The sequence below is a fragment of the Bradyrhizobium sp. AS23.2 genome (assembly GCF_001908185.1).
GTDB lineage: Bacteria > Pseudomonadota > Alphaproteobacteria > Rhizobiales > Xanthobacteraceae > Bradyrhizobium.
In genome coordinates, this window is record NZ_LGHM01000169.1 from 1 (window position 1) to 22,521 (window position 22,521).

Consider the following 22,521-nt stretch of genomic DNA (forward strand, 5'->3'; position numbering starts at 1 on the left):
CGAGCTTTGCTTCGTCGCCTCACCCTCATGAAAGAGGGCGCAGGGAAGACCGGGAGCCGGCTGGCTCCCATGGACCGCCATGCCAAGAGCAGGTTGCGCTACAATGCACAGCGGGAAACAGGGCAACCGGAAGCATCCCGGCCTTCCCTGCGCAGTGGTTGGAACGGCTTATGTCGCGCTCTCCCCGGGGAGCGATGCACTATTGCCCCCGTCGCCTCGCGGATGGCTGATGCGCGCGGTCCGGTCGGACAGCACACATCACCGCAAGACTTGGCGCACAGACTCCGGGCGCCAGGACCACACGACTATATTTTGATGGGCGGTGAAAGGCGCTGAAATAAAGAAACCCCTTTGAAATAAGGGGTTTTCATCTAACCTCTTGGCCGGCTTCAGCGCGCGTTTTGCCAAATCTAGAGCCCGGCCCTAACGCCTCTCGCGACCCTCCAAGGACTGAGAGACGAGAAGGCCGGGCATGGTCCCAACCTTCGGAGCTGAAACCATCATGGAGACTACCACAACCACCAAGCGCGCGCCCAAGCGCCGCGTCGTCCTCACCGACCGCATGTGCGAGCAGAAGGTCAGCGAGCGGCTCAAGCGTTACGACAAGAAGTGCCCCGGCCTCTACATCTCGACCACCACGGCCGGCGTAACGACCTTCAATTTCCGGTTCACCGACCGGGAGACAGGCAAGCAGCGCACCGCGTGGCTCGGCATCCACAACCCGGAGACCTTCACCGTCGAACACGCCCGCGCCAAGGTCTACGGCCTCAAGGGCATGGGCGGCGAGGCGCTGGCCGAGACTTTCCGCGAACATAAGGCCGACAAGGCGAAGCGCGGCATGACCGTTGCCGAGATCATCGAGGAACGGATCGCGTGGATGAAGACACCGGTCAGGAAGCCGGATGGCGAGATGCGGCCCCGGCTGGAAAGCTGGGAGAATACCGCCAGCCACCTCCGGCGTTTCATCAAGCCCCGGCTCGGCAGGAAGCTCGCGAGCGAGGTCACCAAGCACGACATCGCCACGATCTCCAACGACATCGTCGCCGGCAAGATTGGCGTTCCGTCGATCTCCAACGCCCGTCACATGCGCCGCGCGGCCTCGGCCCTGTTCAACTGGGCGGCGGAAGCCGGGCGTGACTACGTCACCGCCAGTCCCTGCGTGAACCTGCCGAAGCTCGATCCCGAGCATCCTCGCACGCGAGTCCTGTCCGAGGTGGAGATCAGGATTTTCTGGCACGGACTCGACCGGGAGGACCTGCCGTGGGACCGCCGCACCCGGCTGGCCCTCAAGTTCGAGCTGGTCACCATGCTGCGGTCGAGCGAGCTGCTCGGCGCGCAGCGCAGCGAGCTGTTCGACCTCGACGGCGAGCATCCCCGCTTCGACGTGCCGCTGAAGCGGGTCAAGAAGCGGCGGGTGATCCAGCAGCCGCTGTCCGATCTGGCGGTCGAAATCATCCGCGAGGCGCTGACCTCCAAGGATCAGCAGTTCGTCTTCGAGAGCCCGGTCTATGAGGGCCAGCCGATCCACCGCAAGGCGATGGCCACCGCGTTGCGCGGCACCAAGCACGAGAAGAACAAGGACAAGACCAAGACGCCCGGACTCTGCGAGCTGCTCGGGCTGAAGCCGTTCACGCCGCACGATTTGCGCCGGACGGCGGCGACCTTGGCCGGCGACCTCGGCTTCGATGATGCGTGGATCGCGAAGTGCCTCGACCACGCCGCGAGCAAGAAGGGCGAGGTGATCGTGCCGACCGTGACCGGCAAGGTCTACAACCACTCCAAGCGGATGAAGGAGAAGTGCGCGGTGCTGGACGGCGTCGCGGCCGAGCTGCGGCGGATCATCGGTCAGTCCGCCCTGAAGGCCATTGATCGGGCTGACTTGCGGCTCGCGGCTTGATCGACGCGGATGATTGCCAACTTTACCCGGCCAGCACGGAGTTGGCCGGGCTTTTTTCCCCTTGCGGGAAAGTCAACAGGGGAAATAACGTAATCATATCAGCGCCAAAGCCGCCGAGTGTCCAGCGGGTGTAAAAAATCGAAATTCCGCTGACACCCGGGGGCATTTCAGGTTGCTTGGCGAGGACCAAGGGTATTCTGTGGGTAGCGGAATGGCCATCTGCTCGCGTTAATTGACACCTCCCGCCGGCTCGCGTCTTAGTGCGGTTTTTGCGGGGGTGGGGGAGTCATGCAGCTCAAGTGGTTTCATGTTCGGGATTTCCAAAGCGTTCACGATTCAGGCCGCGTTACGGTCTCTGAGATCACTGCCTTGGTCGGCAAGAATGAAGCCGGCAAGAGCACGCTGCTGAAGGCGCTCTATAAGTTAAATCCCGTAGTTCCTGCTGATGGAAACTTCGACGTTACAACCGACTATCCTCGAATGGATGTCGAGGACTACCGGCACGCGGTCGAATCAGGAAAGCGGAAAACGGCCGTACCGATTCAGGCGTGCTATTCGCTCGATGCTGAGGAGATCGCTGCCATCAGCGAAATGTTCGGCGACGAATGCGTCACGAATCTCGAAATCTCGTTTTCGAGAGACTACGACAACAAGGTGACCTACTCGTTCGCTGCCGATACAGCCAAAGGCTTAGAGCATCTCATCCGCGAAGCTGATCTCTCGGATCAAATCAGGGAGGCGTTGAAGGGTGCCGAGGCGACGGCGGATGGGTTGTCAGCAATCCTGCAAGCGGAAGAGCAAACCGCAGAAGTCACCAGACTGCTCAGCGTGCTCGCTGAAATAACCAAACTCAACTTGAGCGGCTATATCTATAGCAAAATTCTCAAGCCGCGCAGGCCGAAATTTCTCTACTTCGACGAATACTACCAGATGACGGGGCACGAAAACATCGAAGCCCTCATGCAGCGTGAAGCTGCCAATCCAAGCCAGCTTAAGCCCTCCGATCATCCGCTGCTCGGCCTGATCAGGTTGGCGCGGCTCAAACTTCCAGAACTAATCAATCCGGCAAGCACGATCGAGCTGAAGAGTAAACTGGAGGGCGCAAGCAACCATCTCACACGGCAGGTGCTCAAATATTGGTCTCAGAACAGACATCTGCGAATGTCGTTTGACGTTCGGCCCGGTCGACCGGGCGACCCTGCTGACATGCGACAGGGCACGAATATCTGGGGCGGTGTTTACGACACCCGTCATCAAGTGACCACCGAACTGGGGAGTCGGTCGCGCGGTTTCGTCTGGTTCTTCTCTTTCTTGGCTTGGTATTCGGACGTGAAGCGAGGTGCCGAGCCGATGATTCTGCTGCTTGATGAGCCGGGCCTTACTCTGCACGCAAAGGCCCAACATGATCTGCTGCGCTATTTTGAAACGGAGTTAAAGGGCGCGCATCAGCTCATCTACACTACGCACTCCCCTTTCATGATTGACCCGGAGCATTTTGAGCGTGTCCGCATCGTGCAAGACAAGAGCATCGATGCAGAACTGGATTCGGATGGCAGCACAGAAGGTACGCAAGTTCTGGAAGATATTTTTGCCGCAAGCGCCGATAGCCTTTTCCCGCTTCAGGGCGCTCTCGGATACGAACTGCATCAAACACTGTTTGTCGGTCCGTACACGTTAGTCGTCGAGGGCGCAGCGGACTTGCTGTTCTTGCAGGCGGTGTCCGCCATTTTGCAAGAAGATAAGAGGACGGGCCTAGATTCACGATGGACTATCACGCCTGTAGGGGGCTCCGCCAAGGTCCCGACGTTTGTTGCTTTGTTGGGCGCTCAGAAGAACATGACCATCGCTACGTTGATTGACAGCCAATCGACCGACCAACAGAAGATAGAAGGGTTATACCGCGAGAAACTGCTGAAGAAGGCGAACGTGCTGACGTTCGCGGACTTCACAAAAACGCCGGAAGCCGACATTGAGGATATGTTTGGGGCAGATTTCTACGTCGGACTGGTCAACGCCGAATTTAGCTCTCAACTTCAGAGTGAGATCGAGGTGAAAACTCTGAAGTCGAAGGAGCCGCGCATCTTGCAGCGATTAGAGAAATATTTTGCCGAGACGCCCCTGAAGGACGGCAGTTTTAGTCACTATCGCCCAGCTCGATTTTTCAGCGAGAACTCAAAAAAATTGGGCCCGAAGGTGCCCAAAGACGCAAAGGATCGTTTTGAAGCAGCCTTCAAGACGCTAAACGCTTTGATCAAATAGCAAGGCGATCGAGCGTTACATCACGCCTCCACCCGATGTCGAAGCTCGGCATGATTTCTCCTGCGTGGTTCGTGGCCAACCGTGTCGTGGTACCACGGGACGGTTCGTTTTGTCTCCGTGGCACGCGCAGATTTTCTGTGCAGCGTTTAGATCGCTTGCGGAGGGCGCTGATGCGTCGATCGGTCGGGTGGTGGTTGGTGCGGCCGGCATCGATCGACCGCATGGGCGAGCCGCGCTACTAGTTTTCTTCTCGCTTCCAGAGCAGTACCCACTTCCGCACGATCGCCGTTCCCGGATTCTCGGGCGTGATCGGCTCAAGGCTGACATGGCGACTGACGATCGCCTCCAGCTCGCGCTGCCACTGGTCACCCAAGGCGCAATAGTTGCCGAGTGCCCAATCGTGATCACCGTCCGGTGGCACGAGGCCGAGACCAATATCCACGTCGCTCTCCGGCGTTGACGTCTCGTCCGCGCGGCTGCCAAACAGCCACATTTCCCGAACGCTTTCGTTCTTGCTGGCCCACGCGGCGAGATCGCGCACCCACTGGTCTTTCATGTCCATCGTCGCGCGATCTATTTTCCTCTAACCCACGGCCACCAAACGCGGCTCACAACAACAAACAGAGCGCCAACTGCATACACGGCTGCCATCCCACCGCCGAAGGCGAGCAACGCAAACAGCGGCAGCTCAAACCAATTCATGAACTGTTCCTGTTGCCAAATTCGATCAAAATTATTGCCGTAGAGAACTCTTCGTCGGCATTCTGGAGAAGGGCATTGCTCCGCTTCCATTTGAAGAGCGTGATAAGTGGTGCCTCGCTCGGCAGCTGTCGCGAAGATGGCCTTGTTTTCGGCGGCGCCACGAGCACGACTTTCAGATTCACGGTATTCCCCGGAAATGAAAAAGGCTGCTGTGGCACCAACGGCCGCTAACGCGCCGACTGTAAGCGAAACACGAAACAACATTCTTTTCATGGTGAAGCTGCCAGCACTACGGTTCATCAGCGGCTTTGTAAGTCGGCCTCGTCAAACCGTACTTTATTGCCCAAGCCGCGTTCACGATGCTGGTGGCATTCTTGTCATCATCAAGCGACCGACCGAAACCAATGTCGATGGTCCGGATCATGTCTGCCCGATCTTTCTTGCCGAGTATCAGATGATGGAGATTGCCGTCTCCTTCCACTCGCCCCTCATCAACGAGCGCAAGGAATAGAGCCTGCGACATCTTGAACAGGCTCTTGTCGATTTGTTCGATCTGAGCCGTGAGTTCTGGGGCGCGAGCGGTCATTGCACCATAGTTAACTCCCGGCGCTGGACCACTCAGCATTGCTTTCGACATCTGGTTCATCTCTTGAACAGCCGCCATTCTCTGGTCGTGGAATGACTTGAGAAGGTCCCTGAACTCGCCCCACCGGGTATCGAGGCCGATCATGTCGAGGCGGCTAATGCTCTCCTGCATTGCAAACAAAGTGCGAGTCCCAACCCTTACGGATGTTGTCAATTTTCCAGCAGTCGAACTATCCTCCGCAAATTCCTTTTTTGCAGTTTCCTGCAGAGCATATAGTGCTTCCATCTCCCGGACGAACTCTCGAACAAGTGCGACACGGGCGGCCTTTTCAGTAGCCGCCGGTGAACGCTCAGCTCGCGCTGGCTCTACCGCCGTGACAGCAACGCACAGCAATGCTGCAAGGCCTAACACCAGTCTAGATTTCATGAGCCTGCCCCCGAAAATGACACTTTGCTGTTCTCGCACCGGTTGTGTCAATCGGTTCGTTCTTTCGGACGCCTCCCGAGCGTCCAGCGACGCATTCGCCAAGCGCGTTCATCGCTGGCGAGAGCGCTGCGCATCGAGCGCGGCCTGCAGCGCCTCTTGCAGTCGGCGGCCACTGTACCAGCCGTTGAAGTCGGGAAAGGCCGGCGAGTTGCGCCGCTGCATGCAGGCTGGCGGATCGCCAGATAGGTCGTCGAGCACACTGACCTCGTGCGGTGCGCGGCCGAGCAAGGTCCAGTTCAACCGCTTGTCGATCGCGCGAAATTCGTCGTGCTCCGGGCTGTCGTCGTCAACGTCGTCGTGGCCGGCATCGCGAAGCTCGCAGCCTCGCACGTACAGCGCGGCCATCTCGGCTGTGACCACGATCGTGCGTCGCTGCGCCATCACCAGCCGCCGGGCTTAGGAGGCCTGCCGGGGCCGCGTTTCGGCTCGGTGTCCAGAACGCCGAGCCGGCCGAGCAGACGCGCCACGAGGCTCCGGGCGCTGATCTCGGCCATGATCATCGGGTTGAGCTTCATGCCGACGCCGTTGCCGGTCTCGATCAAGTCGCCATCGACGGCGATCTGCCGGCGGAGCCGTTCGGCCATACTGTAAGCCGCACAGGCCTGCTCCAGCAGTGCGCGGCCGGCGCGGTCCGCGATGTCCCATTCGCCGACGATGCCGTGCCACAGTTCGGAGCCGATGACGTCCAGTTGCGGCGGCGGTTCCGGCGCGGTTTCGGGGCGATAGGTGACGAGAGGGATTGGTTTTTCGGCTGCCATAGAACTGATGCCACTGCCTGTTTGAACGCTTTAGCCAAAACCGAATATTTGGACGGGAACGAGACTGCTGCCGCGCTCGCGATAGGAGGAACCGCTGCTGTTTGTACCTCCCCCCGCGCCCCGGAAAAGGAACGTCAACCATCCGTTCGCCGAGCCGCGTGGCAGCGGCGCGCTTGACGGTCACCGTCCAGCGCCGCGCTCCGTTCCAGTATTCAAGGTGACATTGTCACCTTGATTTCCGGAACTGCCGCGCTCCTCGTCGAGCCGCTGCAGCAACCGGCAGCAGGCGAAGAAATCCAGCGCGGCCTGTTCGGGCGCGCCATGCCGGACCAGCGCGTCATACGCCCTCGCGGTCTCCTCGGCCAGCCTGCGCAATGCGACCAGCCGCGCCTCGATCTTGATGCCGTTCGCCAGCTCGCGGACCTGCTCATCGCGTGTCATCATTGCACAGCTCGCAGCGAAGGCAGATCGATCGTCCTGCCGGTAGTGACCAGCTTCAGCTCAAGCTCCGCGATGGTCTTTTCGAGCCGCGCCTGTGCGAGCTTCAGCTCGGCGACTTCCGCCGACCGGTGCGCCAGCTCGTGCTCCAGCGCGTCGGTGTAGGTGTTGGTGGCGCGGGCTAGTCCGATCGTTTCTTCGTAGAGCCCGGCGACCTGCGCCTCAAGGCTGGCGATACGACGCTCAAGGCTCGCGCGTTCGCGGCGCCGCTCGGCGGCCCATTGCTCGTCGCGTTCGGAAAGCTCGCGCCGATGCCGTTCGTTGCGGCTCTCGCGTGGCTCGAAAGGCGCGGCGATCTCAACGGCTTCCGGATTTTCGGCGCCCGGACGCGGCGCGGTCAGCCCTGCATTGACGCGGGCGATGGCCTCGCGGGATCGAGCGACGCTCTCGGCTACTTGTTCTGGTGTGTACTTGAGCATTGGTGCCCTTACCACTTCGTTGCCGTCACGTAGGAGATTGCGCCGGTCTCGCGCACGGCCCAGCTCAACGGCCAGCGCAATCGCAGCGAAACGGAATCGGTCTGAAAATCCGATCGGCTCGGCGCGGCGCTGTTGATGTCGCCGGGCGCGGTATCGTCCTGCGTTGTCGCCTCCTTTGAAGTCACCACTTCCGGCGCGCCGAGCCATGCCGCGACCGCATTGACGACGATGCAGATCACGACACCGGGGTTGACGACCGACGACTGCAGCACCGGATACGACAGCCTTTCGGCGCGTAAAAACAACCGCGTCGCCTGTGCCGGGGCCATGACCCAGACGACGTTACTGTTGCCGGCGTAGGGCGAGACCGCCTGCACCAGCACACACAGATCATCCGCCATGGCCTCGCTCGGCGTCGTGTTGACCGAGGCGGCGATCGGCGCGATGCCGTTTAAAATTCCGGTCGGCGCTGCGGCAGTAGGCGCATTCGTCGAGAACATCACGCGATCGATCGCCGGTGCGGTGCTCTCGACCAATGCCATGCGAACGATAGTCTCGGCATTGCTGGCCTCCAGCATTTCCCTTGTGAGTTTCGCGATCTCGGCAATCTTGAAGGGTTCGATCGACGGCCCGGCGCTGGTGAGCAACTCAACGACAGGAACTGGCTCAAGTTCAGCGACAAAGCCGGCCTCGCCCGGCGCGATCGCCGGCAGCAGCGCCTTGGCGCGCTTGTCGAGCGAGACCTGCAGGCAGCGCTGCAGGAGATCGGCACCGGCAGAGAGCCCCACCAGATCGGCGAGGAAGTCCATGCCGGTGATGCCCAGCCCTCCCGCCCATGCCGGCGTCGCCAGATCGGCCGGAGCCACGGCACCGCGCGTCACCCGGCGGTCGCCGGCATTGAACTGGGTAAGACCGCGCACGACGATGTCGTGGACAAATCCCTGCATGCCGCGCTCCTGCATGGCGGCGCGATCGGGTCGGAACGGAACGCCTTGACGGACCATGGCGCGGACCTCGTGACGGGTGACGGCACCTATCCTGCCATCATTTTCCGGAAATCGACCGTGACACGTAACGGATTATTTTTGGTCGTCGGCGAGCAGCGCGGCGATGGCGCGGCCGACAGCGTCGCGGTCGTCGACCTCGTCCTCGTCGAGCCAGCCGGTGCGGACGAGCTTCTTGCGGATCAGCTTCGTGGTTCGCACCCGGACGGTCTTGACCCCGTCATAGCAGTCCTGCCGGTAGCGGCGCTGCCGCCCACAGTCGCGCTGCCGCCGCGCGTCACGTGACGGCGGCGTTGATCGGCGGCGTGGCGGGCGGCGGCACATCGATCAGGCGTCTTTGCCTTCGCGGCTCTCGCCATAGAAGAACTTGCTGCGACCGACCGGAGGCGGCGTCGGAAAATCGCGCGTGTGCCCCACGCGCTCCGCAAGCAGCACACCGACGATGCCCTTCAGGCATTCCTCCTGCGCCGCTAACCGCCAGCGCAAATCCCGGATGGCCGCGATCATGTCGTCGTGCATCCGCAGTGGGTCGTAGGCGTCGATGCCTTCGGAGCCATCCTGCTGCGACAGCCATGCCTGAAAGCTCTCATGGTTGGGAAAGCGGCCAGCGACACCGATGATCGCCTGCTGCAGCTTGGTCGTAGCCCGGCGCATTTTCCAGAAGTCGGCATCCGCGCGCGGCATCTTGAGCGGCTTGCCGGTCTCCCTGTTGAAGCCTGTCTCGCCGTACAGCGCCCAAAGCTCACTGAGCAACCGGCGGCCTTCGTCGTCGGGAAGGTGCGGTGTCGGTTGGTAGTCAGACATGCTCGTTCTCCTCTCGCTTGGTTAAATTCAGTAGTGATCGCCGATCGCCAACCGCTCGTGCGCCATGTCCACAAGATCGCGGACCGCCGCGATGTGCTCGCCCGCATGGCGTATCCAGCGCAGCTCGGAGTCGTTGGTCTGCGACGACAGCGCGGCCAGCAGCTCGGAGAGCGCCGGCTGAAACTTCAGCGTCTGACGCAATCGCCGACACGCGGCGCACAGGATTAACCGCGTCGGCCGCACATCGACGACGTCGGCCAGCGCGATGTGTGCGAAGGTCGAGAGATCGGCCGCACTTTTGCCGGGGAACGCCAACAACAGGATGCCAAGCTCGCGACGACAATCGTCGATCGTCGCCGTCGCCCACGCCGCCTCGACTTGCTCGAACAGCGCGGCATGCTCGGCACGCAAGGCCTCGCCGGTCGCGATGCATTCCCGCAAATGTGCTTCGCTCTGGTACTTTGCGGTCGCGAGCCAGTCGAGCGAGCGGCACTCGTCGATCAGCGGCCTCATCACGCCGCGCTGCTCCAGTGTGCGAATCAGTTCTGCGCCGACGCCGACAGAGCTGATGCGGGCGATCTTGGTGTCGGCGACGCGGCGCGGCAGCTTGCTCATCGCTCGTCCTCCTCGCCATCGAGCGGCAGGTTCAGGCCGTCCAAGATGGATTGATCGCGAGCGCTCATGCGCGGACGCGCAGGCGGCTCGGGCTCGTCCTTCCAGCATTCGCCGTTCAGCCACGTCGCTGGATGTTTGGTGAACTTCGGGTCCTGTCCCGTGCGCTCGGCGGCGTAGCGCATCGCGCCATTGAGCAACTCGGCGGGCGTGGCCCCTCGATCAACGGCTTTCCAGTAGGCCTTGCTGGCGGCGGCTCGGGCTTTGTGCAGCGGGAACGTCGAATACCATCGATCAAATTCGGAGTGCTCTCTCTCGCGCGCGGGACGCGCGCGTATATACGCACTCTTCGCTGTTCTCTTCGCACTACGCACTTTATGTGGTGCCACCGTGTGGCACTGGTCTGGTGACAGAGCTGTGTCACCGGTAGGCGCTGAATTTGGCACTGGTACCCGTGCCATAGGTTTGGCACTGGTCTGCTCGGCAACCGGTGCCATAGGTTTGGCACTGGTCAGCAGGTAAAACTGGTTGAGGATTCCGGCGGTCCGTTCGGTCTCGATCCACCCCGCGCGCTCAAGCAACTCGACGTGCCGATAGATCGATCGTTTGGAAACTCGGCTCGCGTCGGCGAGGGTCTGAGAGCCCGGATTGCAGATGCCGGTTTTCACATTGAGATGCATCGCAATCGCGACAGCGATGCGCGCGCTCGCGTGTGGCAACTTCGCCGCGAGCAACGCGCAAATCCACCGGTCGCGTTCGATGAAGGTCGGTGGGTTCGTTAGCGTCGTCATGCTCTCGGTCCTTCAGCCCTTGTCAGGGCCGGTGGCCGAGCAGTAAGGTCGGAGAGCCTTGTTCAGGGTGCGACCATGCTCGGTGGTCGGAAACATCGAGAGCGCCGCTCCAGCCCCTTGCTGCGGCGCTCTCCCTCTTTCTCTTCAGGTCATGGTCTCGACAGCCGGCGCACGGCGACGCCGCGCGGGCCGCTGCGGGTCGGCCTGCTGCTGCTTGGCCTGCTGCGCCGCTGCCTCGCGCTCCCGCTTGCGCCGCGCGAGCTGGGCCTGTCGCCGCGCCTCGCTTCGATCGCGGCCCTCAATCGTCTGCTGCCACGCGATCACCTCGTCCATGAACCAGCGCTTTGAATTGGGCGAGATGAATGTCGGAGGCGGAAATCGGTCCTCGGTCACCATCCGCCACAGCGTCGCCGGGCTGACGGAGGTGATCATCAGCACCTCCGCCTCCCGCAACATTTTGCGCACGCCGCTCTTCTCCAGCTCGGCGATCAGGGTGCCGTCAATCTCGGGGCGTTTGTTAGCCGGGTCCATGGGACAGCCTCGCGCGCGGCCCGCGATCAGGCCGCGATCGTGTTCAGGTTGGCTTATCCCGTGGTTCGATGTTGCGGACGCTTGCGGTCCCACGCCAAACATCGAAGGCGGTGATGAGCGGTGCTGCCCCAGCACTCCCGCTTCAGTCCCGACACGATACTCAGCAGATTTCGCTTGTCAAAGCGAAACTGCTACACAGAAAATCTGTGTCCGGGCGGGTTGCTGCGGCGACGGCTCGGCTAAACTGCGCCGTTCATCATTTTGGCGCGGTTTCTCCGCGCTGTTCTTGAAAGAGAGCCTATTAGCGCCCAGCCGATTCCAGCCGCACCGGCTCCGCTGTCCGCACGATTGCAGAAACCATTGTCCCGCAGGAGTTTCTTTCATTTTCGGTGATCGGAAAAAAGTGCTGGACGTCAGGACCACACGATTTGGCCGTACGCGGATCACATCGGTCGTGCGCGCGAGGTCTCCGCTCACAGTCGCCTGCCCTGCGAAGCCATTCGCGCCGATGGGGCCACGTCCACCGCCGTCCGGCCCGCGTGTCGTGACGATCGCGATACGCCCCTCTTCCTCGGGCCGGAGTGCGGCGAGACATACGCTGTTTCCGAAATTCGGTAAAGTGGAATATATTTGGCGACGTGCGTTGACCGATGGTTTGGGTGTTTTGCCCGACGGGCAAAGCAAGGGCTTGTAGATGCGTAGGGTGGATTAGCCGAAGGCGTAACCCACCACTGTTTGTCTTTGCGGAAACATAAACATAAGAGGTGGGTTACGCCGAGCGACTGCGCTTCGCGCAGCCGCGGGGCTAACCCACCCTACGAGACCGGGCTACGAGGCGAGCGCAGCTACGAACAACGCACAGGCTACCGCCGACGCAACCGTCCGCACGTGGTTCCAGAACGTCCAGTCCTTCAGGTAAGCCGCCCACACCGAGGCCGCTTCCGATGCGGACGGCCCGACCGCAGCGAGCGTATTGTTGAGCGGGACGTTGAAGACCATTGTCACCACGAACATGCCGATGACGTAGAGGCCGCCCCCGGCGATCGTGCTCACCGCCCCCGGCTCGCTGACACGCAACGCGCCCATCACCACCAATGCCGCACCCGCCACCGTCGTGCCGAGGAAGAGCGGCATGAACAGCGAGCGCACGATATCGACAATGATCGCATTCATCGCCGCGATGCCCTCGGCCTGATCGAGGCGGCTGAGCGCGGTCATGATGAAGGTCGAAAAGGCGAAATAGATGCCGGCCATGAGCCCGCAGCCGATCGCCGAAAACCAGAGCAGTCCGGTCGCGAAAACCTGCCGCATGTCGCGCCTCCTCAAATACGATACTCTCTCGCATTTGATAAATGCGATAGACTCTCTTATTTTAACCGTCAAGCACTATCAGCGGGAACCAACGATGCCGGAGCGGAAAGGCAGGACGGACAAGAGCGCGCGCCCGGCCGCGCGGCGCACGCCGCTGGTGCCGACGCAGGAGCGGAGCCGGGAACGCTTCGATCGCATCCTGACCGCTGCCGCCGAGATCCTCACCGAAAAGGGCAGCGACGCCTTCCGGATGAGCGACATTGTCGAGCGGACCGGCATCGCCTTCGGCTCGCTCTATCAATATTTCCCGGACAAGAGCGCCGTGATCGGGACGCTGGCAGAGCGCTGCAATGCCATCGGCCGCGACTGCGTCCAGCGCGACCTCGCCGAGATGAAGAGGCTGTCCGACCTGCACGCCACGCTGTGCCGCATCACCGACGGCTATGAGCAGATGTTCCGCGAGCATCCGATGATGCATCACATCTGGCAGGCCACGCAGGCCGACAGGACGCTGCAGAAGATCGACGAGGACGATCTCGCGTTTCTCGCCGGCCAGCTCTGCGACGCGCTGCGTCGCGTCGCGCCAAACGTCCCGGCGGCCGCCCTCGCCTCCTTCTCGCAATTGACGATGGTGCTGATCGCCGCCGCGGTGCGCCATGCGATCATCCTGCCGCCTCCGGAGGGCCGACGGTCGCTTGCGCTATTCAAGCAGATTCTGCCGCATGACCTCGCCGCCGTGGAACAAATCGCAAGCGGCAAGGCCAGGCGCTGACATTTGCCGGCCAGGAGAAGCTGTTGCTATGTTGCACGCGCCGGCAAACCTCCCATGTTCCGTGACCTCTGATGCAAAGCTCAAGACCCGACCGAATCCGCAAGCTGCTCGCCGACCTCGTCGGCTTCGACACTGTCAGCGACCGCACCAACTTGCCCCTGATCGCCCATATCGAGAGCTATCTCGCCTCGCTCGGCGTCAAGGGCGAGCGCATTGTCGACGAGACCGGGCAGAAGGCTTCGCTTTGGGTGACGATCGGACCCGAGGATCGCCCCGGCCTCGTGCTGTCGGGCCACACCGACGTGGTGCCGGTGGTGGGCCAGGACTGGAGCCACGATCCGTTCAAGCTAGTCGAGCGCGACGGCAGGCTCTATGGCCGCGGCACCACCGACATGAAGGGTTTTGTGGCGGTGTCCCTCGCCATGGTGCCGGAGATGCTGGAGGCGAAGCTTGCAACGCCGATTCATCTGGCGATCTCCTATGACGAGGAGATCGGCTGCGTCGGCGTGCGGCCGATGCTTAGCGAGGTCGCCAGGAAGAAGGTCAAGCCGCTCGGCTGCTTCGTCGGCGAACCGACGCAGATGCGGGTCATCATCGGCCATAAGGGCAAGCACGGCGTGCGCGCGATCTTCAGGGGGCTCGCCCGCCACTCCTCGATCGCGCCGGACGGTGTCAACGCCATCGAATACGCCGCCGAGATGATCACCGAGATTCGCCGCCGCGCGGTAAAGCTTGCGGCCGCGGCATCGCAAGACAGCCTCTACGACGTTCCGCACTCGACGCTGCTGACCAGCATCGTTCATGGCGGCACGGCGCTGAACATCGTGCCCGATCACTGCACGGTGGATTTCGAATGCCGCGGTATCGGCATCACCGAGTCCAGGCAGGTGACGGATGCGATCGTCGCCTGGGCCAAGGCCGAGCTCGAGCCGGCGATGAAAGCGAAGCATCCGGAGTGCGGCATCGATTTCGAGGAGATCCTCGATTATCCCGCACTCGACACAAAGCCCGACGCCGCCATCGTCACGCTGGCCAAGAGTCTCGCCGGCCGCAACGACCATGCCAAGGTCGCCTTCGGCACCGAAGCCGGCTTGTTCGTCAGCATGGCCGGCGTGCCCTCAGTCGTCATCGGCCCCGGCGCGATCGCGCAGGCGCATACGCCGGACGAGTTCGTGGAGATGGCGGAGCTGGAGAAGTGTGCGGGGTTCGTGGAGAAGCTGATCGTGTATTGCGCGGCGTCGTGATTGGAGTTCGCAATTGACTGGGTCCCGGCTCTGCGCAGCAGCGTTGCACGCTGCAGCGCGTCCGGGACGCGAGGGCACCGTTGCTCATCTACCCTACGACCACGAAAATATAGACGCTGAGAAATCCGGTCTCGTGTCCCGGACGCGGTGCGGCACGAAGTGACGCTCCGCAGAGCCGGGACCCAGAGCGCTTGGCGTCCGCGAAACATGCAATTTTAAGTCGATGCGCCATCGACGCTGATTGCACAACCATGTCCTTCTTCGTTTACATCCTTGCGAGCAAGCGAAACGGGACCCTCTATGTCGGGGTCACCAACGACCTCGCTCGCAGAATCGCCGAGCACAAGGCGAAGCTGATATCCGGATTCACGCGGCAGTACGACGTGACCTTGCTGGTCTATTTTTATTTTGAAACCTTCGAGTCTGTACTTGAAGCTCGCGCACGTGAACATACGCTCAAGCGTTGGCGGCGCGCGTGGAAGCTCAAGCTGATCGACGAACTCAATCCGGACTGGCGCGATCTAACGGATGAGCTGAATACGTTGGCGACGTGACTGGGTCCCGGCTCTGCGGAGCAGCACTTCGTGCTGCACCGCGTCCGGGACACGAGAGATGCGCAAGAATGCGTCAGAACCACAACACAAAGCAAAAAGGCGCGACCACCAGCCGCGCCTTCGTTATTCCTACACCGCGCCTGCCTTCTGCGCGTATTCCCATGAGGCCTTTGACAGCGGCACGGTGCGCTTGGCGGATTCGAGCGCCTTGGCATTCGCGGCGGTGCCGTCGCGGACGCGGCCGGCGATGCCCTGGGTGATGCCCGCGAGGCGGAACAGATTGTAGGCGAAGTACCAGTTGAGGTCAGGCACCGTCATCTTGGTGACGTTGCAATAGATCTGCGCGGCTTCCTCCACGCTCGGGATGTTGAGCGCCTTGAGATCGGCGCCCTGCAGGCCCGGCATGATCCACTGCATCAAGAGATAGGTGAAGTCGGCCATGGGATCGCCGAGCGTCGACAGCTCCCAGTCCAGCACGGCCTGCACGCGAGGTTCCGTCGCATGGAAAATCATGTTGTCGAGGCGATAGTCGCCATGAACGATCGAGACGCGCGCCTGCTCCGGCACGGTCTTTGGCAGCCATTCGGCGACCTTCTCGAACTCGGGAATGTGCTGCGTCTCGGAGGCGCGGTACTGCTTGGTCCAGCGGTCGATCTGGCGCGCGAAATAGTTGCCGGGCTTGCCGAAGTCGCCAAGACCGATCGCGACGGGATCGTACATGTGGAGCTTGGCCAGCGTCTCGATCTTGCTGGTGAAGATCTTTCGGCGCGCGTCGGCATCCTGGCTCGGCAGCGTCGGATCCCAGAACACGCGGCCCTCCTCCATCGACATGATGTAGAAGGCGGCGCCGATGATGCTGTCGTCCTGGCAAAGCGCATAGGCACGCGCGACCGGAAAGCCCTGCTTTCCAAGGGCTGCGATCACGCGGTATTCGCGGTCAACCGCATGCGCCGACGGCAGTAATTTGCCGAACGGCTTTCTGCGCATCACGTAGGAGCGGTTCGGCGTGTTCAGCCGGTAGGTTGGGTTGGACTGGCCGCCCTTGAACTGCAGGACGACCAGCGGGCCCTCAAAGCCTTCGACGTTATCGCGCATCCAGGCTTCGAGCCGCATCTCGTCGAAGCGATGACGCTCCTCGACCGGCTTGGTGCCCGAGAATTCTTCGTCTTTCCTGACGCCGTCAGCCACGGTGACGCTCCCTCTTCAGTCTGAGCATGATCCTAATCGGTAACCGCTGGCGCACTTGCGTCAAGCGGTCATTCCGAATGCGGATCATGCTCTGTCGTTTCTTCAAATCGGGAGCGCCGCAGGACTCTCCCTTTTAATGTTTCGGAGAATTGGCATACTTCCGAACTTCGAGCCTTGCAATGGCGCGATTGTGCACCTCGTCCGGACCGTCAGCGAGCCGCAGCGTGCGGATGCCGGCGTAGTCCTTGGCAAGACCAGCTTCGTCGGAGACGCCCGCGCCGCCAAAAGCCTGGATCGCTTCGTCGATGATCTTCAGCGCCATGTTGGGCGCTGCGACCTTGATCATGGCGATCTCGGCCTGCGCGGTCTTGTTGCCGACCTTATCCATCATGTCGGCGGCCTTGAGGCAGAGCAGACGCGTCATCTCGATGTTGGTGCGGGCTTCGCCGATGCGCTGCTCCCACACCGAATGCTCGACGATCTTCTTGCCGAAGGCGGTGCGCGACATCAGCCGCTTCACCATCTTCTCCAGCGCCTCCTCGGCCTTGCCGATGGTGCGCATGCAGTGATGGATACGGCCCGGTCCGAGACGGCCCTGCGCGATCTCGAAGCCGCGGCCTTCGCCGAGCAAAATGTTCTCCTTGGGCACCCGCACGTTCTCGAGCAGTACCTGGGCGTGGCCATGCGGCGCGTCGTCAAAACCGAACACCGGCAGCATCTTCTCGACCTTGATGCCGGGGGTGTCGAGCGGAACCAGGATCTGCGACTGTTGCTGGTGCTTGGCCGCGTTGAAATCGGTCTTGCCCATCAGGATTGCGATCTTGCAGCGGGGATCGCCGACGCCGGACGACCACCATTTGCGGCCGTTGATGACGTAGTGATCGCCGTCGCGCTCGATGCGGGTCTCGATGTTGGTCGCGTCGGACGAGGCGACTGCCGGCTCCGTCATCAGGAATGCCGAGCGGATCTCGCCGTCCATCAGCGGACGCAGCCATTTGCGCTTCTGCTCCTTGGAGCCGTAGCGGATGAACACTTCCATGTTGCCGGTGTCGGGCGCCGAACAGTTGAACACTTCCGAGGCCCAGGAGATGTGGCCCATCTGCTCCGACAGCAGCGCGTATTCGAGATTGGTCAATCCCGCGCCGCGGAATTCGTCGTCCTCATGCTCGCTCGGCGGCATGAACATGTTCCAGAGGCCTTCGGCCTTCGCCTTCTTCTTGAGGTCTTCCAGGACCGGGATGACCTTCCAGCGGTCGCCGCTCTTGTCCTGCTCGTTGTAAACAGGCACCGCCGGACGCACGTGCTTGTTCATGAAGGACTGCACGCGGTCGAGCCATTCCTTCTGCTTGGGCGACATATCGAAGTCCATGGGACGCTCCTCGGTCTCGCTTTGAAAGCCTGTTTTGCGCCGGACTGTCCTCCCGCCCTGCGCGACCCGCAAGCGCGAATGCGTGCTTTGCGAGCCCCGGAACCCGTTCGCGAGTTGCGAACGAGTCTCGATTGCGGATTGACTTTCTCCGGCCTTCAAACGATAGTTTCATACAAGTGTTTGAATTGCAACTCCCTCCCTGAGGGCACCCATGGCCAGCGATCATACCCGGTCTGCCATTCTCGCCGCCGCCGAACGGCTCTATGCCGATCGCGGTTTCGGCGACGTGACGCTGCGCGACATCGTCGCGGAGGCCAATGTCAACCTGGCGGCGGTGAACTATCATTTCGGCTCGAAGGACGAATTGATCGCGGAGCTGTTCGTCACCCGTTCGATCGCGACCAACCGCGAACGCCTGCACGAACTGAAGGTGGCGGAAGAGCAAGGCGGCGGCCGCGCACCGATCGAGGTGATTTTGCGCGCCCTCGTCGGCCCGACATTGCGCGGCTGTCTCGGCCCGGAGAACCAGCGCTCCACCGTGGCGCGCTTCATGATCCGCGCGTCGATCGAATCCGTGCCGCCGATCCGCCGCATCAAGAACCGCGAGATCGATCACTTGCGGAAATTCGTCAGCGCGATGCGCCGCTCCCTGCCGGACCGCAGCGACGTCGATATCTACTGGGGGCTGAATTTCGCGCTGGCGATGGCACACCACACCATCCGCGAGAGCGAGCGGTTGACGAAACTGTCGGAAGGCAAATGCGATCTCGACGACGTCGAGGACGTCGTCGCGCGCGTGGTCAGCGTGGCGACGATGGCGCTGACGGCGGGACGGACGGAGACAAAGCCCCCGGCGCGCGCACTGGCGCGGGACGCGCGCTAGACGCCAACGATAGATAATGCGCCGCAGCAGTGGCGGTGCGCCCCCTCGCCCCGTTCTTACGGGGTCGCGACGAACTTCGCTCGCGCTGAGAGGGTTGGGGTGAGGGGGTCCGCAATTACGGTGAGAGTCGGACTCGCGGAGAGCCCCTCACCCGGAACCCGCGCTACGCGCGGATTCCGACCTCTCCCCGCAAGCGGGGCGAGGTGAAGTAACCGCTAGTCCCTCACATCATCGCGATGCAGTCGATCTCGACGTCGAACGGGCCGAACCATTCCGGCGTGCAGACGAAGATCCGCGCCGGCGGATCATGCGGGAAGTAGCGCGCATAGACAGCGTTGAACGCGGCGAAGTGTCTTGTGGAGGTGCAGTAGACGTTGCACTTCATGACGTTGTCGAGGCTCGCGCCCGCCGCCTCCAGGCACAGCTTCATCTGCTCCATCACGATCTCGCTCTGCCGCTCGATCGGCACAGACGCGATCTCGCCCGTGTCCGGATCGAACGGCGGCAGGCCGGACACAAAAATCATATTGCCGGCGCGCGTCACCGGCGAAGCCGGGGCCTTCCAGCGATCGAGATAGGACGAGATCGGCTCGACGCGGAGCGCTTGGCGTTTCATGGGCGGCCACCTTCGGTTCGAGCGAGAGTGGCGCCTTGCTACATCATCTTGCAGCCGGCATGTTTCGCTTCTGACCGAAGTGTGGTCGCGCGTCTAAAGCGCGATGAGATCGCGCTTTAGCCTATTGTCTGAGCATGATCTTTTCGGAAAACCGATACACACTTTTCCGGATCATGCTCTAAGCCCGCTGCGGCATCTCCTCGGCCTCTTCCTTGGCGAGCAGCAGCAGCATCTCGATGCCCATGTCGCCTTCCTGCGGCGAGCGGATGAATTTTATTTCGTCGGCGCTTCGCCGCAGCGCGGCAATGATGGCGACCGCCTGATTGGCCGTTGCCGCCTCGGTCGCCAGAATTGCCTTCTGGTCCTTGGCCTGAAACCCGATCGTGTAGGACATGCACTTCCCTCCCAAACCCAGTGGAGGGATGGAATCAGAGTCGCGCGCGTAGCGGAAGCCTGTGCGAGTACGGATCGGGTTCATCTGGGGATTGCACGCAAGCCTCGGGAAAGCCGCGCGGGCGTCACGCTGACGTCACCAGTTTATCCGCAACGATCCGGTGCCGGCATAGCTCTGGCCCACATTCGAGAACTCGCCGGTGAAGCGCGCGGACAGTTCCGACCAGGAGTTCAGCACGAGGCGCGAGCCGAGTTCGACGCGGCCGGCGTCGCTCGCCGCACGCGCGCCCTCGACGGTGAAGCCGGCAACCGGCAGCGATACCAGCGCCGCGGTGACGCCGCGGGTCGGCGAGAACTCGTGCACCCAGGCGACGTTGGCGAACGGCATCCACATCATACCGCCTCCGAGGTCGTAGCGCGCATCGAACTTGCTGCCGAGGAACAGCGGCAGCGACGACACGTTGCGCGCGGCATAGCTGAGGCCGAGCACGCCGGGTCCTGCGCCGCTGACGCTGGTCTCGGTATAGCCCGCCTGCCACAGCCTTGCGGCCTGCAGCGCGGCGAACGGCGTCACCGCGACGGTGCTGAAATCATAGGTGTGTCCGATCTCCAGCCGTCCGCCGAACTGATCGCTACCGAACGATCCCTTGGCGATCTCATCAGGGCCGACGCCGGCAATGGTGCGCGTCGTCGAATTGTTGAAATGGCTGTGGGCGAGCTGCGCAGACACGTAGGTCGCACCAAGACGCTGCATCGCATAGGCACCGACATGGGCGCCGTCGAGCCGGCCCGAGGTGGCGCGATCGTCGACATTGAACGTGGCGCTGGAGCCGCCGGCGGCGATGCCGACCAGGAGGTCAGGATTGACGAGGCGATCGACGCCGACCGCGCCGCCGGCGATCCGGTCGCTGAAACCGGCACTGCCGGTCGCCGCGTCGCCCGTGAGCGACTGCCCCGCGCCGAAGCCGGAGGCCCAGGCGTGCCATTGCGGCTGGACGAGCGGCGGTGCCTTCAGGGCGTTGAACGCCGAGGTCACCGGCCGCGCCTCGGCATAACCAAGCGCGCCCGATCCCGCCGCACCGCCGCGGCTGCCGACGCGCCAGGCGTTCATCTGACCGTCCATGGTCTGGCCGAACATGGCGGCGGCGGCAAAGGCGGTGTTCTGGGTGCCGCTGGTGCCCTCGCCCGAGAGCTTGTCGAGCACGCCCACCGATCCGGCCGCCAGCAGCTGCGAATAGAACGCTGCCGCGGTACCAGTGAGCGCCGGCGAATAGCCGGCCTCGAGTGCGTTGCCGACCGCACGCTGGTTGGCCGTTTCCCCTGCAACCGCACCAAATCCCTGGCGCGACAGGGTCACGTCGACGGAGTTGGTGTTGTAGGTTGCTGTCGCCGTGAAGAACGCGGACGACGAGGTGACATTCGAGAACTGCCCCGTCACCGCGCCTCCGCTCTGGACCACGTTCGTATAGGTCGTCGTCGCCTGATAAAGGCCCGCCTGCACCACGGCGCGGAAGGTGCCGCCAAGCTGGGCGGCATCCACGGCGTAGAGGCCGTCGCGATGGCCTGCACTATCGACGCGGAGGGCGAGGACGCCCTGCCCGTTCTGGATGAACGTGCCGCCGAAACCGATATTGGCCAGAGATAGCGGCATCGCGGGATCGGTAATGGTGATGAGCCCGTTGTTGGTCAGGCTGTTGCCGGTGCCGATCACGGTCATGGCGCCGTCGAGCGTCCCGTTGTTGGTGATGACGTTGCCCGTCGTGCCGAAGGAGAACAAGGAAGAGCCGTTAGCGGTGGCCTTGATGATGCCGCCGTTGACGATCGTATTGCCACTCCCGGCGAGGCCGAGCGCAATGCCGTTAACGCCGGTCGCAATGATGGTGCCGCTGTTGGTCACGGTATTGCCGGTGTCCCACACACTGACGCCGACGCTGTTGATGCCGGCGGCACTGACGGTGCCGCTATTGGCGAACGAGTTGCCGGTCATCAGGAAAACGGCCTGACCATTGGTGCCGGTGGCGCTGCCCACCGTGATCGTGCCGGAGTTCTGGATGGTGTTGCCGATGCCGTTGCCGGCGATGCCGGTCGAACCGGTGCCGGTCATCGTGATCGAGCCGGAGTTGGTCACCACGTTGCCGGCGCCGAGAACGTCGATACCGACGCCGGTGTTCGTTGTTCCGCTGATCGAACCGGTGTTCGACACCGTGCTGTTGCTGCCCTGCATGAACATACCGGCGGCATTGGAGCCGATCGCGATCGTGCCGGTGTTGGTGAAGACGTTGTTGTCGGTCCCGGTCATACCGAACGCGTTGTCGCCGACCGAAATGGCGCCATTGTTGGTGGCAGTATTGCCGTTGCCGAGATCGATCGCGTTGACGTTCGAGGGGACCGTGATCGAGGCGCCGGACTGAACGGTCACGGCCAGGTTGGTCTCGATGCCGGTGCCGAAGCCGGTGCTGCTCGCCCCGCTACAGGTGACGACATTGCCTGCCTGCACACAGGCGGCCATGGCCGGCGTCGGCGCCAGGCTGGCGAGGACAACCACCGACGCAGCGATCGTCAGCCCTCCCCGAGATCGCCTCAAGGACTGCCGCGCGTCAAATGTCGCCCGTGGCAGCAACTTGTGGCGCGTCCGGCCGATCGTCGTTTTCATCAGTCATTCCCGAGTGTTGCAACTCAAAGTCTTGCAGCCGAAGCAGCCGCGCGGCTCACTTGACCCGGGGAGGTTCTGACTGTCTTGGCCTCGGCGGCACCGCATCAGTCGATGCGGCACAACTGTGAGTTTTCTTCAAAAACCTGTGGCCTCCGCGCCACCATCTCGCGGAAAATATCGTCCTGGACGGA

General features: G+C 62.4%; 26 protein-coding genes. 7 read left to right on the forward strand and 19 right to left on the reverse strand.

The window, feature by feature from the left end; all coding sequences use genetic code 11:
* The first annotated feature begins 502 nt into the window (after positions 1-502).
* Entirely contained in the window at positions 503-1,897 is a 1,395-nt protein-coding gene (locus AC630_RS32625; RefSeq protein WP_074122551.1) for a tyrosine-type recombinase/integrase, read from the forward strand.
* Positions 1,898-1,919: 22 nt separating this feature from the next.
* Here AC630_RS32625 and AC630_RS45785 read toward each other — a convergent pair whose 3' ends face one another.
* Complete coding sequence (locus AC630_RS45785) at positions 1,920-2,087, reverse strand: hypothetical protein (protein ID WP_167561319.1); 168 nt, start codon at positions 2,085-2,087, stop codon at positions 1,920-1,922.
* Between the two features lie 98 nt (positions 2,088-2,185).
* Here AC630_RS45785 and AC630_RS32630 point away from each other — a divergent pair, with 98 nt between their 5' ends.
* Complete coding sequence (locus tag AC630_RS32630; protein WP_074122552.1) at positions 2,186-4,156, forward strand: AAA family ATPase; 1,971 nt, start codon at positions 2,186-2,188, stop codon at positions 4,154-4,156.
* 238 nt (positions 4,157-4,394) lie between these two features.
* On the opposite strand, the gene AC630_RS32635 is transcribed toward AC630_RS32630, so the two are convergent.
* The 8 genes from AC630_RS32635 to AC630_RS32665 all read right to left on the reverse strand — a co-directional run bounded on the left by AC630_RS32635 (position 4,395) and on the right by AC630_RS32665 (position 8,552).
* On the reverse strand, positions 4,395-4,718 hold the full coding sequence (locus tag AC630_RS32635) for a nucleotidyltransferase family protein (protein WP_074122553.1): 324 nt from the start codon (positions 4,716-4,718) through the stop codon (positions 4,395-4,397).
* An 11-nt stretch (positions 4,719-4,729) separates the two neighbouring features.
* On the reverse strand, positions 4,730-5,158 hold the full coding sequence (locus AC630_RS44515; protein ID WP_143198493.1) for a hypothetical protein: 429 nt from the start codon (positions 5,156-5,158) through the stop codon (positions 4,730-4,732).
* Positions 5,148-5,870 carry a hypothetical protein gene (locus AC630_RS44520; RefSeq protein WP_143198494.1) on the reverse strand — a complete coding sequence of 241 codons (723 nt, stop codon included), beginning with the start codon at positions 5,868-5,870 and terminating at the stop codon, positions 5,148-5,150. The genes AC630_RS44515 and AC630_RS44520 overlap by 11 nt, the downstream gene beginning before the upstream one ends.
* A gap of 108 nt (positions 5,871-5,978) precedes the next feature.
* Complete coding sequence (locus AC630_RS32645; RefSeq protein WP_143198495.1) at positions 5,979-6,311, reverse strand: hypothetical protein; 333 nt, start codon at positions 6,309-6,311, stop codon at positions 5,979-5,981.
* The gene (locus AC630_RS32650; protein WP_074122556.1) at positions 6,311-6,688 is read right to left on the reverse strand and encodes a P27 family phage terminase small subunit; all 378 of its coding nucleotides are present in this window, start codon (positions 6,686-6,688) and stop codon (positions 6,311-6,313) included. Before AC630_RS32650 ends, AC630_RS32645 begins: the two co-directional genes overlap by 1 nt.
* 180 nt (positions 6,689-6,868) lie before the next feature.
* Positions 6,869-7,132, reverse strand: coding sequence for a hypothetical protein (locus AC630_RS32655; RefSeq protein ID WP_074122557.1), 264 nt, complete (start codon positions 7,130-7,132; stop codon positions 6,869-6,871).
* Positions 7,129-7,605: a hypothetical protein gene (locus AC630_RS32660; RefSeq protein ID WP_074122558.1), complete on the reverse strand. Its 477-nt coding sequence runs from the start codon at positions 7,603-7,605 to the stop codon at positions 7,129-7,131. Before AC630_RS32660 ends, AC630_RS32655 begins: the two co-directional genes overlap by 4 nt.
* Positions 7,606-7,613: 8 nt before the next feature.
* Entirely contained in the window at positions 7,614-8,552 is a 939-nt protein-coding gene (locus AC630_RS32665) for a phage major capsid protein (protein WP_167561320.1), read from the reverse strand.
* On the opposite strand from AC630_RS32665, the gene AC630_RS45790 reads away from it, so the two are divergent.
* Complete coding sequence (locus AC630_RS45790; RefSeq protein WP_167561321.1) at positions 8,535-8,894, forward strand: hypothetical protein; 360 nt, start codon at positions 8,535-8,537, stop codon at positions 8,892-8,894. The genes AC630_RS32665 and AC630_RS45790 overlap by 18 nt on opposite strands.
* Positions 8,895-8,936: 42 nt before the next feature.
* Here the strand turns inward: AC630_RS45790 and AC630_RS32675 are convergent, their stop codons facing one another.
* The 5 genes from AC630_RS32675 to AC630_RS32695 all read right to left on the reverse strand — a co-directional run bounded on the left by AC630_RS32675 (position 8,937) and on the right by AC630_RS32695 (position 12,658).
* Entirely contained in the window at positions 8,937-9,413 is a 477-nt protein-coding gene (locus tag AC630_RS32675; RefSeq protein WP_074122561.1) for a hypothetical protein, read from the reverse strand.
* Positions 9,414-9,440: 27 nt separating this feature from the next.
* Positions 9,441-10,028 (reverse strand): hypothetical protein, encoded by a 588-nt coding sequence (locus tag AC630_RS32680; RefSeq protein WP_074122562.1) that lies wholly within the window; start codon positions 10,026-10,028, stop codon positions 9,441-9,443.
* Positions 10,025-10,816: a helix-turn-helix domain-containing protein gene (locus AC630_RS32685; protein WP_083636471.1), complete on the reverse strand. Its 792-nt coding sequence runs from the start codon at positions 10,814-10,816 to the stop codon at positions 10,025-10,027. The genes AC630_RS32680 and AC630_RS32685 overlap by 4 nt, the downstream gene beginning before the upstream one ends.
* A 144-nt stretch (positions 10,817-10,960) precedes the next feature.
* Positions 10,961-11,347, reverse strand: coding sequence for a helix-turn-helix transcriptional regulator (locus AC630_RS32690; RefSeq protein WP_074122564.1), 387 nt, complete (start codon positions 11,345-11,347; stop codon positions 10,961-10,963).
* Positions 11,348-12,175: 828 nt separating this feature from the next.
* A complete protein-coding gene (locus tag AC630_RS32695; protein WP_074122565.1) occupies positions 12,176-12,658 on the reverse strand; it encodes an anthrone oxygenase family protein in 483 nt (160 codons plus the stop codon).
* Positions 12,659-12,752: 94 nt separating this feature from the next.
* Here AC630_RS32695 and AC630_RS32700 point away from each other — a divergent pair, with 94 nt between their 5' ends.
* The 3 genes from AC630_RS32700 to AC630_RS32710 all read left to right on the forward strand — a co-directional run bounded on the left by AC630_RS32700 (position 12,753) and on the right by AC630_RS32710 (position 15,228).
* Positions 12,753-13,430, forward strand: a complete 678-nt coding sequence (locus AC630_RS32700; protein WP_074122566.1) for a TetR/AcrR family transcriptional regulator — start codon at positions 12,753-12,755, stop codon at positions 13,428-13,430.
* Between the two features lie 71 nt (positions 13,431-13,501).
* Positions 13,502-14,674, forward strand: a complete 1,173-nt coding sequence (gene argE, locus AC630_RS32705; RefSeq protein WP_074122567.1) for an acetylornithine deacetylase — start codon at positions 13,502-13,504, stop codon at positions 14,672-14,674.
* 251 nt (positions 14,675-14,925) lie between these two features.
* Positions 14,926-15,228 carry a GIY-YIG nuclease family protein gene (locus AC630_RS32710; protein ID WP_074122568.1) on the forward strand — a complete coding sequence of 101 codons (303 nt, stop codon included), beginning with the start codon at positions 14,926-14,928 and terminating at the stop codon, positions 15,226-15,228.
* Between the two features lie 129 nt (positions 15,229-15,357).
* Here AC630_RS32710 and AC630_RS32715 read toward each other — a convergent pair whose 3' ends face one another.
* Both AC630_RS32715 and AC630_RS32720 read right to left on the reverse strand, forming a co-directional pair.
* Positions 15,358-16,416: a phosphotransferase family protein gene (locus AC630_RS32715; protein ID WP_074122569.1), complete on the reverse strand. Its 1,059-nt coding sequence runs from the start codon at positions 16,414-16,416 to the stop codon at positions 15,358-15,360.
* Positions 16,417-16,549: 133 nt separating this feature from the next.
* On the reverse strand, positions 16,550-17,785 hold the full coding sequence (locus AC630_RS32720) for an acyl-CoA dehydrogenase family protein (RefSeq protein WP_074122570.1): 1,236 nt from the start codon (positions 17,783-17,785) through the stop codon (positions 16,550-16,552).
* Positions 17,786-17,996: 211 nt separating this feature from the next.
* Here AC630_RS32720 and AC630_RS32725 point away from each other — a divergent pair, with 211 nt between their 5' ends.
* Positions 17,997-18,668, forward strand: coding sequence for a TetR/AcrR family transcriptional regulator (locus AC630_RS32725; RefSeq protein WP_074122571.1), 672 nt, complete (start codon positions 17,997-17,999; stop codon positions 18,666-18,668).
* Positions 18,669-18,891: 223 nt separating this feature from the next.
* Here AC630_RS32725 and AC630_RS32730 read toward each other — a convergent pair whose 3' ends face one another.
* The 3 genes from AC630_RS32730 to AC630_RS32740 all read right to left on the reverse strand — a co-directional run bounded on the left by AC630_RS32730 (position 18,892) and on the right by AC630_RS32740 (position 22,330).
* Complete coding sequence (locus AC630_RS32730; protein WP_074122572.1) at positions 18,892-19,284, reverse strand: RidA family protein; 393 nt, start codon at positions 19,282-19,284, stop codon at positions 18,892-18,894.
* Positions 19,285-19,462: 178 nt separating this feature from the next.
* The gene (locus AC630_RS32735) at positions 19,463-19,678 is read right to left on the reverse strand and encodes a hypothetical protein (protein ID WP_074122573.1); all 216 of its coding nucleotides are present in this window, start codon (positions 19,676-19,678) and stop codon (positions 19,463-19,465) included.
* A gap of 135 nt (positions 19,679-19,813) precedes the next feature.
* A complete protein-coding gene (locus tag AC630_RS32740; protein WP_083636473.1) occupies positions 19,814-22,330 on the reverse strand; it encodes an autotransporter outer membrane beta-barrel domain-containing protein in 2,517 nt (838 codons plus the stop codon).
* Between the last annotated feature and the right edge of the window lie 191 nt (positions 22,331-22,521).